Source organism: Pseudomonas bijieensis (assembly GCF_013347965.1).
In the GTDB taxonomy this organism is placed as follows: domain Bacteria; phylum Pseudomonadota; class Gammaproteobacteria; order Pseudomonadales; family Pseudomonadaceae; genus Aquipseudomonas; species Aquipseudomonas bijieensis.
This window is the reverse complement of the sequence record NZ_CP048810.1, coordinates 4,007,602-4,020,057: the sequence shown is the minus strand read 5'-3', so window position 1 is coordinate 4,020,057 and position 12,456 is coordinate 4,007,602. Positions and strand designations below refer to the sequence as shown.

Annotated in this window: 6 protein-coding genes, 2 tRNA genes and 2 rRNA genes; 6 read left to right on the top strand and 4 right to left on the bottom strand. The window is 55.6% G+C overall.

Annotated features, from left to right (window positions below):
* Positions 1-63: 63 nt before the first annotated feature.
* The 4 genes from GN234_RS17505 to GN234_RS17490 form a co-directional block, all read right to left on the bottom strand.
* Complete coding sequence (locus tag GN234_RS17505) at positions 64-1,500, bottom strand: NAD(P)(+) transhydrogenase (Re/Si-specific) subunit beta (protein WP_030139190.1); 1,437 nt, start codon at positions 1,498-1,500, stop codon at positions 64-66.
* On the bottom strand, positions 1,500-1,823 hold the full coding sequence (locus tag GN234_RS17500; protein ID WP_003187010.1) for an NAD(P) transhydrogenase subunit alpha part 2: 324 nt from the start codon (positions 1,821-1,823) through the stop codon (positions 1,500-1,502). Before GN234_RS17500 ends, GN234_RS17505 begins: the two co-directional genes overlap by 1 nt.
* A 15-nt stretch (positions 1,824-1,838) precedes the next feature.
* Positions 1,839-2,960, bottom strand: coding sequence for a Re/Si-specific NAD(P)(+) transhydrogenase subunit alpha (locus tag GN234_RS17495; RefSeq protein WP_116833879.1), 1,122 nt, complete (start codon positions 2,958-2,960; stop codon positions 1,839-1,841).
* A 434-nt stretch (positions 2,961-3,394) separates the two neighbouring features.
* Positions 3,395-4,291, bottom strand: coding sequence for a LysR family transcriptional regulator (locus GN234_RS17490; RefSeq protein ID WP_176688825.1), 897 nt, complete (start codon positions 4,289-4,291; stop codon positions 3,395-3,397).
* A 156-nt stretch (positions 4,292-4,447) separates the two neighbouring features.
* Between GN234_RS17490 and GN234_RS17485 the strand changes: the two genes are divergently transcribed.
* The 6 genes from GN234_RS17485 (at position 4,448) to GN234_RS17460 (ending at position 12,401) form a co-directional block, all read left to right on the top strand.
* Positions 4,448-5,629: an acyl-CoA dehydrogenase gene (locus tag GN234_RS17485; RefSeq protein ID WP_014335919.1), complete on the top strand. Its 1,182-nt coding sequence runs from the start codon at positions 4,448-4,450 to the stop codon at positions 5,627-5,629.
* Between the two features lie 13 nt (positions 5,630-5,642).
* The gene (locus GN234_RS17480) at positions 5,643-6,863 is read left to right on the top strand and encodes a CaiB/BaiF CoA transferase family protein (protein ID WP_116833881.1); all 1,221 of its coding nucleotides are present in this window, start codon (positions 5,643-5,645) and stop codon (positions 6,861-6,863) included.
* Between the two features lie 630 nt (positions 6,864-7,493).
* A 16S ribosomal RNA gene (locus GN234_RS17475) occupies positions 7,494-9,020 on the top strand.
* A gap of 63 nt (positions 9,021-9,083) precedes the next feature.
* Positions 9,084-9,160: transfer RNA gene (locus tag GN234_RS17470), tRNA-Ile, on the top strand.
* A 27-nt stretch (positions 9,161-9,187) separates the two neighbouring features.
* Positions 9,188-9,263 (top strand) — tRNA-Ala (locus GN234_RS17465).
* A 249-nt stretch (positions 9,264-9,512) separates the two neighbouring features.
* A 23S ribosomal RNA gene (locus GN234_RS17460) occupies positions 9,513-12,401 on the top strand.
* The 16S and 23S rRNA genes sit together here with 2 tRNA genes alongside, the layout of an rRNA operon.
* Positions 12,402-12,456 lie beyond the last annotated feature (55 nt).

The window sequence follows — 12,456 nt, the reverse complement described above, 5'->3', positions numbered from 1 at the left end:
TCGGCCTTGATACAAATCAAAACGCCCCGACAAGTCGGGGCGTTAGTAGTGAAGCGGCGAGCGTTATTCCACCGCTTTGACCATGTCCTCGATGACCTTCTTGGCGTCACCGAACACCATCATGGTTTTGTCCAGATAGAACAGCTCGTTGTCCAGGCCGGCATAACCACTGGCCATCGAGCGCTTGTTGACGATGATGGTCTTGGCCTTGAACGCTTCGAGGATCGGCATGCCGGCAATCGGCGACTTCGGATCGTTCTTCGCCGCCGGGTTGACCACGTCGTTGGCGCCGAGCACCAGCACCACGTCGGCCTGGCCGAACTCGGAGTTGATGTCTTCCATCTCGAACACCTGGTCGTAAGGCACTTCAGCCTCGGCCAACAGGACGTTCATATGCCCAGGCATACGACCGGCCACCGGGTGGATCGCGTATTTGACGGTCACGCCGTGGTGGGTCAGCTTCTCGGTCAGCTCTTTCAGCGCGTGCTGCGCCCGCGCTACCGCCAGGCCGTAGCCCGGCACGATAATCACTGTGTCGGCGTTGGTCAGCAGGAAGGTCGCGTCGTCAGCCGAACCGGATTTCACCGGGCGGGCTTCTTTGGAGCCTGCCGGGCCAGCCGCATCCGCCGTGTTGCCGAAACCGCCGAGCAGCACGTTGAAGAACGAACGGTTCATCGCCTTGCACATGATGTACGAGAGGATCGCACCGCTCGAACCCACCAGCGAACCGGCAATGATCAGCATCGAGTTGTTCAGCGAGAAGCCGATACCCGCTGCGGCCCAACCGGAATAACTGTTGAGCATCGAGACCACTACCGGCATGTCTGCACCGCCGATCGGGATGATGATCAGCACGCCCAATACAAAGGCCAGGGCCAGCATCAGGGCGAATGCGCCGAGATTGCCGGTGAACATGAAGGTCAGGCCCAGGCCTAGCGTTGCCAGGCCCAGGATCAGGTTGAGCTTGTGCTGGCCGCCAAACTGTACCGGTGCGCCCTGGAACAGGCGGAACTTGTACTTGCCCGAGAGTTTGCCGAAAGCGATCACCGAACCGGAGAAGGTAATTGCACCGATGGCTGCACCGAGGAACAGCTCCAGGCGGTTACCGGCCGGAATCGAATCGCCCAATTGCTTGACGATGCCCAGCGATTGCGGCTCGACGACCGCCGCGATGGCAATGAACACCGCCGCCAGGCCGATCATGCTGTGCATGAACGCCACCAGCTCCGGCATCTTGGTCATCTCGACGCGCTTGGCCATGATCGAACCGGCGGTGCCGCCAATCAGCAGACCGACGATGACATAGCCAATGCCGGCAGTGGCCAGCTCAGCCCCCAGCTTATAAATGAGGCCCACGGTGGTAAGCACCGCCAACGCCATGCCGAGCATGCCGAACAGGTTGCCACGTCGCGAGGTGGTGGGATGGGACAGGCCTTTGAGGGCCTGGATGAAACAGATCGACGCGATCAGGTAGAGCGTCGTTACCAGGTTCATGCTCATTACTTGGGCGCCTCTTCTTTTACGGCTTTCGGGGCTTTTTTCTTGAACATCTCAAGCATGCGGCGTGTTACCAGGAAGCCACCGAATACGTTCACCGCAGCCAGGGCTACGGCGAGAGTGCCCATGGTCTTGCCCAGCGGCGTCACGGTCAGCGCGGCGGCAAGCATGGCGCCGACGATCACGATCGCCGAAATGGCATTGGTTACCGCCATCAACGGTGTGTGCAGCGCAGGCGTTACGTTCCAGACCACGTGGTAACCGACATAAATCGCCAGCACGAAGATGATCAGGTTGTAGATACCGGGGGAGATAAGCTCTTCCATTGTCTGAATCCCTGCTTAGGCGTTTTTGCGGATGACTTGGCCGTCGCGGCACATCAGGCACGCGGCGACGATGTCGTCTTCCAGGTTCACGTCGAACTGACCTTCCTTGGTGAAGACCAGCTTCAGGAAGTCCAGCAGGTTACGGGCGTACAGCGCCGAAGCATCGGCCGCGACTTCACCGGCCAGGTTGGTCGGGCCGACGATGGTGACGCCGTTCTCGACAACCACCTGATCGGCCACGGTCAACGGGCAGTTGCCGCCCTGGGCTGCCGCGAGGTCGATGACCACCGAGCCAGGTTTCATCTGCGCGACGGTTTCGGCGCTCAGCAAGGTCGGTGCCTTGCGGCCCGGAATCAAGGCGGTGGTGATGACGATGTCAGCCTGCTTGGCGCGCTCGTGCACGGCTTGGGCCTGGCGCTGCATCCAGCTGGCAGGCATGGGCCGGGCGTAACCGCCGACGCCGACGGCGCATTCACGCTCTTCGTCGGTTTCGTAAGGTACGTCGACGAACTTGGCGCCGAGGGATTCGATTTGTTCCTTGACCGCCGGACGCACATCCGAAGCCTCGATCACAGCGCCCAGGCGCTTGGCCGTGGCAATCGCCTGCAGCCCGGCCACACCGGCCCCGAGAATCAGCACGCGCGCCGCTTTCACGGTACCTGCGGCGGTCATCAGCATCGGCATGAAGCGCGGGTAGTAGTGGGCGGCCAGCAGCACGGCCTTGTAGCCGGCAATGTTCGCTTGAGACGACAGCACATCCAGGCTCTGGGCACGGGAGGTCCGTGGCGCGGCCTCGAGGGCGAAAGCGGTAATGCCGCGTTCGGCCAGCTTGGAGATGGTTTCGTTGTTGAACGGATTGAGCATGCCCACCAGAACGGTGCCGCTCTTTATCAGCGTCAGTTCGCTGTCGCTGGGGGCGACCACCTTGAGGATCAGTTCGGCCCCGAATGCATCACTGGCACTGCCAATGGTTGCGCCCGCTGCCTCATAGGCACTGTCGATAACGCTGGCCTTGATGCCGGCGCCGCTTTGAACAGTGACCTTATGGCCTTGGCCGATCAGCTTCTTGATGGTTTCCGGGGTAGCAGCAACCCGTGTTTCACCCGTTTGGGTTTCGAGGGGAACACCAATGTGCACGTCAAATCTCCTGCGTGATCTTATTGAGTAAACCCAGGCACTTCGGATGGTGCGGCTGGGGCGGCCGATCAGCACGATCCCGCCAAACCAGGCGGGGCGCGGCATTTTGCAGGCGAAAATTCAGCCCTTCAAGGGATTATGACGGGTGACGGAAAATTAACTACAAGTCACCCTGTGACCGAATGTCGCAATTATCGATCGGCATCCCTTGTAGGCCGTGCTTTCCAAGGATTCAGGTTCAAATTGACAATTTTTCCCATCGGCCAGATGAATAAGGCCTGATGCGTTGCGTGATATGGCTCAAAGCCATGTATTTAAACGCTTTGGAGACTACTTCAGGGGCTGCGTAACAGATTGACTGGATGCGACATAAACTTATATCTGTAGCGACTTATGTTAGTTGACTACCTAATCATGTTTTGCTTTTTTCTTTATTAATCAATGTGATAGTTGCTTGCTTGTTTCACGAGCCAATCACGAAAAGCACGAAGAGAAGCAGATTCGGCCTTTCGTTCCGGAATCATCAGGTAGTAAGCCTTGATGCTCGACAGCGCGTTAGGGTTGGCAACGACCAATCGTTTCTCTGCCAACTCGCGCTGAATCAAAAAGGGCGGAATCAGCGCAATGCCCATGTCGTGCATGGCCGCTTGGGCAAGCATGGAGAATAGTTCATAACGCGGGCCTGTCAGGTCTCGCGCAATATTCAGGTTCTGGGCGTTGAACCACTGGCGCCACGCATACGGGCGAGTGGTCTGCTGGAGCAAGGGCAGCTCGGCGATGGCCTGCGGCGTCAGGCTCTTCTGGTCACCCAGTAGGGTGGGGCTGCATACCGGCATCGGATTTTCGCCCATCAGCTTGTGGGATTCGGTGCCGGACCAGTCCGCATCACCAAAATAGATGGCGGCATCAAACTCTGTGTCCGCAAAGAGAAAAGGACGTGTGCGGTTGGTCAGGTTGACGGTGACTTCCGGATGCTGATGCTGGAAATCCTTGAGACGGGGCAGTAGCCATTGAGTGCCGAAGGTCGGAACCACGGCCAGCTCGATCACGTTCGCACCGGTGTGCCCCATCACTGAAAGAGCATCGCGCTCGACGGCATCCAGTTGGGTGGCAACTCGACGACTGTAGGAAATGCCTGCTTCAGTCAGCTTGACGCCTCGGCGTGAGCGTCGGAAAAGCTCCACGCTGAGGAAGTCCTCCAGGCTGGCGATCTGTCGGCAGATTGCGCTCTGCGTAAGAGAAAGTTCTTGCGCCGCCTTGGTGAAGCTTTCATGGCGCGCAGCGGCCTCGAAACTGACCAGGGCGGTGGTGCTGGGAATTTTACGGCGCATGTACGCAAGCCTCACTCAATATCGGCATAAACGGGGTTTATGGCGTTTACGAAGTGAGAAATTAGCACAACATAGTGCGTAATCCTCGTTTGCCCTTGTAGGAAAGCGCGCCTAGGATCAATCCACGATTTTCATTTAATTGGCGAGGACTCTTTCATGGCCGGTAAAGCGAGCTTCAACTGGATCGATCCATTGTTGCTGGATCAGCAGCTCACCGAAGAAGAACGCATGATCCGCGACACTGCCGAGCAATTCGCTCAGCAGAAGCTTGCGCCGCGGGTGCTGGAAGCGTTCCGTCATGAGAAAACCGACCCGGCGATTTTTCGCGAGATGGGTGAAGTAGGCCTGCTGGGGGCAACCATTCCTGAGCAGTACGGCGGCAGTGGACTGAACTACGTCAGCTATGGCCTGATCGCTCGCGAGGTAGAGCGCGTCGATTCCGGTTATCGCTCGATGATGAGTGTGCAGTCCTCGCTGGTGATGGTGCCGATCAATGAATTCGGTACTGAGGCGCAAAAACAGAAGTATCTGCCGAAACTGGCGTCGGGTGAGTGGATCGGCTGCTTTGGTCTGACCGAGCCGAACCATGGTTCCGACCCGGGCGCGATGATTACTCGTGCGCGCAAGGTGGAAGGTGGCTACAGCCTGACGGGTAGCAAAATGTGGATCACCAACAGTCCGATCGCAGACGTCTTTGTTGTCTGGGGCAAGGACGACGCCGGCGATATCCGCGGCTTCGTTCTCGAAAAGGGCTGGAAGGGCCTGAGTGCGCCGGCTATTCATGGCAAGGTTGGGCTGCGCGCTTCGATCACTGGTGAAATCGTCATGGATAACGTATTCGTGCCGGAAGAGAACATTTTCCCCGATGTCCGTGGCCTGAAAGGTCCGTTTACTTGTCTGAATTCGGCGCGCTACGGCATCTCCTGGGGCGCCTTGGGGGCGGCTGAATTCTGCTGGCATACCGCTCGCCAGTACACGCTGGACCGCCAGCAGTTTGGTCGCCCGTTGGCTGCGAATCAGTTGATCCAGAAGAAGCTGGCCGACATGCAGACCGAAATCACGCTGGCCCTGCAGGGATGCCTGCGTCTGGGGCGTATGAAAGATGAAGGCACTGCGGCGGTCGAGATCACTTCGATCATGAAGCGCAACTCCTGCGGCAAGTCCTTGGATATTGCTCGTATGGCGCGGGACATGCTGGGCGGCAACGGCATCTCCGATGAGTTCGGCATCGCTCGTCATCTCGTGAACCTGGAGGTCGTAAACACCTACGAAGGCACGCACGACGTTCATGCGTTGATCCTGGGGCGTGCGCAAACCGGTATCCAGGCGTTCTATTAATAGGAGAACGCTCATGGGCGCGCTTTCGCATCTGCGGGTATTGGATTTATCGAGGGTCTTGGCCGGGCCGTGGGCCGGACAGATCCTGGCGGACCTGGGGGCGGATGTCATCAAGGTCGAGCGTCCCGGCAATGGCGACGACACACGTGCCTGGGGGCCGCCCTTCCTGAAGGATTCCCGAGGCGAGAACACGACCGAGGCTGCTTATTATCTGTCGGCCAATCGCAACAAGCAGTCGGTGACCATCGACTTCACGCGCCCGGAGGGGCAGCGGCTGGTGCGAGAGCTGGCGGCCAAGTCCGATATCCTGATCGAAAACTTCAAGGTGGGCGGGCTGGCGGCTTATGGTCTGGACTATGAGTCGCTGAAGGCGATCAATCCGCAATTGATCTATTGCTCGATAACCGGGTTTGGCCAGACCGGCCCTTACGCCAAGCGCGCCGGGTATGACTTCATGATTCAGGGGCTGGGGGGCTTGATGAGCCTGACTGGCCGCCCTGAGGGTGATGAGGGCGCGGGGCCGGTGAAGGTAGGGGTTGCGCTGACGGATATCCTCACGGGGCTGTATTCGACTGCTGCTATTTTGGCGGCGCTGGCTCATCGTGATCATGCCGGCGGCGGGCAGCACATCGATATGGCCTTGCTGGATGTTCAAGTGGCTTGCCTGGCCAATCAGGCGATGAATTACCTGACTACGGGCAACGCGCCGAAGCGACTGGGCAATGCTCATCCGAACATCGTGCCTTATCAGGATTTTCCTACGGCCGATGGCGATTTTATCCTTACGGTAGGTAATGACGGCCAGTTCCGAAAATTCGCTGAGGTGGCTGGTCAGCCGCAGTGGGCTGATGATCCGCGTTTTGCCACAAACAAGTTGCGGGTGGCGAATCGGGCGGTGTTGATTCCGTTGATTCGCCAGGCGACGGTGTTCAAGACCACTGCCGAATGGGTGGCTCAGTTGGAACAGGCGGGTGTGCCGTGCGGGCCAATCAACGACCTTGCCCAGGTATTTGCCGATCCTCAGGTGCAGGCGCGTGGATTGGCAATGGAGTTGCCTCACCTTCTAGCTGGTCGCGTGCCGCAGGTGGCTAGTCCGATTCGACTGTCCGAGACACCGGTGGAATATCGCAATGCGCCCCCTTTATTAGGGGAGCATACGCTGGAGGTACTGCAGCGAGTCTTGGGGCTGGACGAAGCGGCGGTGGCGGCGTTCAAAGAGGCGGGAGTGCTTTGAGTCTTCTCTTCTATATAGGAGGAGGTTTTAAAGGAAGAAAGCAGCGGGTTGGCCGGTGCTGCGCAACTTATTGATAGAAAAGCGAAATTAATGGTTGACGGCAAATTCTGGACGTCTATAATTCGCCCCACTTCCGGCGCAGTCGAAACGGAAAACTCCTTGAGATTCAATGAGTTAAGTGGGTTTCGAAGGGGTCGGGCTTCAGTTCATCGAAGCCAGGAAGTAGCTGATAAGGCAGTGTGGGTTTGGCCTTTTCAGCGGTTCGATCTTCTCGGTCGAAAGCGGTGAAAAAGAGGTGTTGACAGCAGCGAGTAACGCTGTAGAATTCGCCTCCCGCTAACGAGAGATCGGAAGCGCAAGTGGTTGAAGTTGAAAAGGAAACTTTGAAAACTTCTGAAAATAACCGCTTGACAGATACGCCGGGCGCTGTAGAATGCGCGCCTCGGTTGAGACGAAAGCTCTTAACCAACCGCTCTTTAACAACTGAATCAAGCAATTCGTGTGGGTGCTTGTGGAGTCAGACTGCTAGTCAACAGATTATCAGCATCACAAGTTACTCCGCGAGAAATCAAAGATGTAACCAACGATTGCTGAGCCAAGTTTAGGTTTTCTCAAAACCCAAAGATGTTTGAACTGAAGAGTTTGATCATGGCTCAGATTGAACGCTGGCGGCAGGCCTAACACATGCAAGTCGAGCGGTAGAGAGGTGCTTGCACCTCTTGAGAGCGGCGGACGGGTGAGTAATGCCTAGGAATCTGCCTGGTAGTGGGGATAACGCTCGGAAACGGACGCTAATACCGCATACGTCCTACGGGAGAAAGCAGGGGACCTTCGGGCCTTGCGCTATCAGATGAGCCTAGGTCGGATTAGCTAGTTGGTGAGGTAATGGCTCACCAAGGCGACGATCCGTAACTGGTCTGAGAGGATGATCAGTCACACTGGAACTGAGACACGGTCCAGACTCCTACGGAGGCAGCAGGGGAATATTGGACAATGGGCGAAAGCCTGATCCAGCCATGCCGCGTGTGTGAAGAAGGTCTTCGGATTGTAAAGCACTTTAAGTTGGGAGGAAGGGCATTAACCTAATACGTTAGTGTTTTGACGTTACCGACAGAATAAGCACCGGCTAACTCTGTGCCAGCAGCCGCGGTAATACAGAGGTGCAAGCGTTAATCGGAATTACTGGGCGTAAAGCGCGCGTAGGTGGTTCGTTAAGTTGGATGTGAAAGCCCGGGCTCAACCTGGGAACTGCATTCAAAACTGTCGAGCTAGAGTATGGTAGAGGGTGGTGGAATTTCCTGTGTAGCGGTGAAATGCGTAGATATAGGAAGGAACACCAGTGGCGAAGGCGACCACCTGGACTGATACTGACACTGAGGTGCGAAAGCGTGGGGAGCAAACAGGATTAGATACCCTGGTAGTCCACGCCGTAAACGATGTCAACTAGCCGTTGGGAGCCTTGAGCTCTTAGTGGCGCAGCTAACGCATTAAGTTGACCGCCTGGGGAGTACGGCCGCAAGGTTAAAACTCAAATGAATTGACGGGGCCCGCACAAGCGGTGGAGCATGTGGTTTAATTCGAAGCAACGCGAAGAACCTTACCAGGCCTTGACATCCAATGAACTTTCCAGAGATGGATTGGTGCCTTCGGGAGCATTGAGACAGGTGCTGCATGGCTGTCGTCAGCTCGTGTCGTGAGATGTTGGGTTAAGTCCCGTAACGAGCGCAACCCTTGTCCTTAGTTACCAGCACGTTATGGTGGGCACTCTAAGGAGACTGCCGGTGACAAACCGGAGGAAGGTGGGGATGACGTCAAGTCATCATGGCCCTTACGGCCTGGGCTACACACGTGCTACAATGGTCGGTACAGAGGGTTGCAAGCCGCGAGGTGGAGCTAATCCCACAAAACCGATCGTAGTCCGGATCGCAGTCTGCAACTCGACTGCGTGAAGTCGGAATCGCTAGTAATCGCGAATCAGAATGTCGCGGTGAATACGTTCCCGGCCTTGTACACACCGCCCGTCACACCATGGGAGTGGGTTGCACCAGAAGTAGCTAGTCTAACCTTCGGGGGACGGTTACCACGGTGTGATTCATGACTGGGGTGAAGTCGTAACAAGGTAGCCGTAGGGGAACCTGCGGCTGGATCACCTCCTTAATCGACGACTCAGCTGCTCCATGAGCTCCCCACGAATTGCTTGATTCATTGAAGAAGACGATTGGGTCTGTAGCTCAGTTGGTTAGAGCGCACCCCTGATAAGGGTGAGGTCGGCAGTTCGAATCTGCCCAGACCCACCAATTTCATGGTGTCCCCGGTAAAGATACGGGGCCATAGCTCAGCTGGGAGAGCGCCTGCCTTGCACGCAGGAGGTCAGCGGTTCGATCCCGCTTGGCTCCACCATTACAGATTGGCACAACGTTTAAAGCTTAGAAATGAGCATTCCACCCCAGGGTGATGAATGTTGATTTCTAGTCTTTTGATTAGATCGTTCTTTAAAAATTTGGGTATGTGATAGAAAGATAGACTGAACGTTACTTTCACTGGTAACGGCTCAGGCTAAGGTAAAATTTGTGAGTTGCTCTCATGAGCAAGATCGAATTTTCGGCGAATGTCGTCTTCACAGTATAACCAGATTGCTTGGGGTTATATGGTCAAGTGAAGAAGCGCATACGGTGGATGCCTTGGCAGTCAGAGGCGATGAAAGACGTGGTAGCCTGCGAAAAGCTTCGGGGAGTCGGCAAACAGACTTTGATCCGGAGATGTCTGAATGGGGGGAACCCAGCCATCATAAGATGGTTATCTTGTACTGAATACATAGGTGCAAGAGGCGAACCAGGGGAACTGAAACATCTAAGTACCCTGAGGAAAAGAAATCAACCGAGATTCCCTTAGTAGTGGCGAGCGAACGGGGACTAGCCCTTAAGCTTCTTTGATTTTAGCGGAACGCTCTGGAAAGTGCGGCCATAGTGGGTGATAGCCCTGTACGCGAAAGGATCTTAGAAGTGAAATCGAGTAGGACGGAGCACGAGAAACTTTGTCTGAATATGGGGGGGGACCATCCTCCAAGGCTAAATACTACTGACTGACCGATAGTGAACTAGTACCGTGAGGGAAAGGCGAAAAGAACCCCGGAGAGGGGAGTGAAATAGATCCTGAAACCGTATGCGTACAAGCAGTGGGAGCCCACTTTGTTGGGTGACTGCGTACCTTTTGTATAATGGGTCAGCGACTTATTTTCAGTGGCGAGCTTAACCGAATAGGGGAGGCGTAGCGAAAGCGAGTCTTAATAGGGCGTCTAGTCGCTGGGAATAGACCCGAAACCGGGCGATCTATCCATGGGCAGGTTGAAGGTTAGGTAACACTGACTGGAGGACCGAACCGACTACCGTTGAAAAGTTAGCGGATGACCTGTGGATCGGAGTGAAAGGCTAATCAAGCTCGGAGATAGCTGGTTCTCCTCGAAAGCTATTTAGGTAGCGCCTCATGTATCACTGTAGGGGGTAGAGCACTGTTTCGGCTAGGGGGTCATCCCGACTTACCAAACCGATGCAAACTCCGAATACCTACAAGTGCCGAGCATGGGAGACACACGGCGGGTGCTAACGTCCGTCGAAAAGGAAACAACCCAGACCGTCAGCTAAGGTCCCAAAGTTATGGTTAAGTGGGAAACGATGTGGGAAGGCTTAGACAGCTAGGAGGTTGGCTTAGAAGCAGCCACCCTTTAAAGAAAGCGTAATAGCTCACTAGTCGAGTCGGCCTGCGCGGAAGATGTAACGGGGCTCAAACCATACACCGAAGCTACGGGTATCACGCAAGTGATGCGGTAGAGGAGCGTTCTGTAAGCCTGTGAAGGTGAGTTGAGAAGCTTGCTGGAGGTATCAGAAGTGCGAATGCTGACATGAGTAACGACAATGGGTGTGAAAAACACCCACGCCGAAAGACCAAGGTTTCCTGCGCAACGTTAATCGACGCAGGGTTAGTCGGTCCCTAAGGCGAGGCTGAAAAGCGTAGTCGATGGAAAACAGGTTAATATTCCTGTACTTCTGGTTATTGCGATGGAGGGACGGAGAAGGCTAGGCCAGCTTGGCGTTGGTTGTCCAAGTTTAAGGTGGTAGGCTGAGATCTTAGGTAAATCCGGGATCTTAAGGCCGAGAGCTGATGACGAGTTACCCTTTGGGTGACGAAGTGGTTGATGCCATGCTTCCAAGAAAAGCTTCTAAGCTTCAGGTAACCAGGAACCGTACCCCAAACCGACACAGGTGGTTGGGTAGAGAATACCAAGGCGCTTGAGAGAACTCGGGTGAAGGAACTAGGCAAAATGGCACCGTAACTTCGGGAGAAGGTGCGCCGGTGAGGGTGAAGCACTTGCTGCGTAAGCCCACGCCGGTCGAAGATACCAGGCCGCTGCGACTGTTTATTAAAAACACAGCACTCTGCAAACACGAAAGTGGACGTATAGGGTGTGACGCCTGCCCGGTGCCGGAAGGTTAATTGATGGGGTTAGCTAACGCGAAGCTCTTGATCGAAGCCCGGTAAACGGCGGCCGTAACTATAACGGTCCTAAGGTAGCGAAATTCCTTGTCGGGTAAGTTCCGACCTGCACGAATGGCGTAACGATGGCGGCGCTGTCTCCACCCGAGACTCAGTGAAATTGAAATCGCTGTGAAGATGCAGTGTATCCGCGGCTAGACGGAAAGACCCCGTGAACCTTTACTATAGCTTTGCACTGGACTTTGAATTTGCTTGTGTAGGATAGGTGGGAGGCTTTGAAGCGTGGACGCCAGTTCGCGTGGAGCCATCCTTGAAATACCACCCTGGCAACTTTGAGGTTCTAACTCAGGTCCGTTATCCGGATCGAGGACAGTGTATGGTGGGTAGTTTGACTGGGGCGGTCTCCTCCTAAAGAGTAACGGAGGAGTACGAAGGTGCGCTCAGACCGGTCGGAAATCGGTCGTAGAGTATAAAGGCAAAGCGCGCTTGACTGCGAGACAGACACGTCGAGCAGGTACGAAAGTAGGTCTTAGTGATCCGGTGGTTCTGTATGGAAGGGCCATCGCTCAACGGATAAAAGGTACTCCGGGGATAACAGGCTGATACCGCCCAAGAGTTCATATCGACGGCGGTGTTTGGCACCTCGATGTCGGCTCATCACATCCTGGGGCTGAAGCCGGTCCCAAGGGTATGGCTGTTCGCCATTTAAAGTGGTACGCGAGCTGGGTTTAGAACGTCGTGAGACAGTTCGGTCCCTATCTGCCGTGGACGTTTGAGATTTGAGAGGGCTGCTCCTAGTACGAGAGGACCGGAGTGGACGAACCTCTGGTGTTCCGGTTGTCACGCCAGTGGCATTGCCGGGTAGCTATGTTCGGAAAAGATAACCGCTGAAAGCATCTAAGCGGGAAACTTGCCTCAAGATGAGATCTCACTGGGACCTTGAGTCCCCTGAAGGGCCGTCGAAGACTACGACGTTGATAGGCAGGGTGTGTAAGCGCTGTGAGGCGTTGAGCTAACCTGTACTAATTGCCCGTGAGGCTTGACCATATAACACCCAAGCAATTTGTATCCTCCAGGCCAAAGGCCAAGAGACCAGATTGCG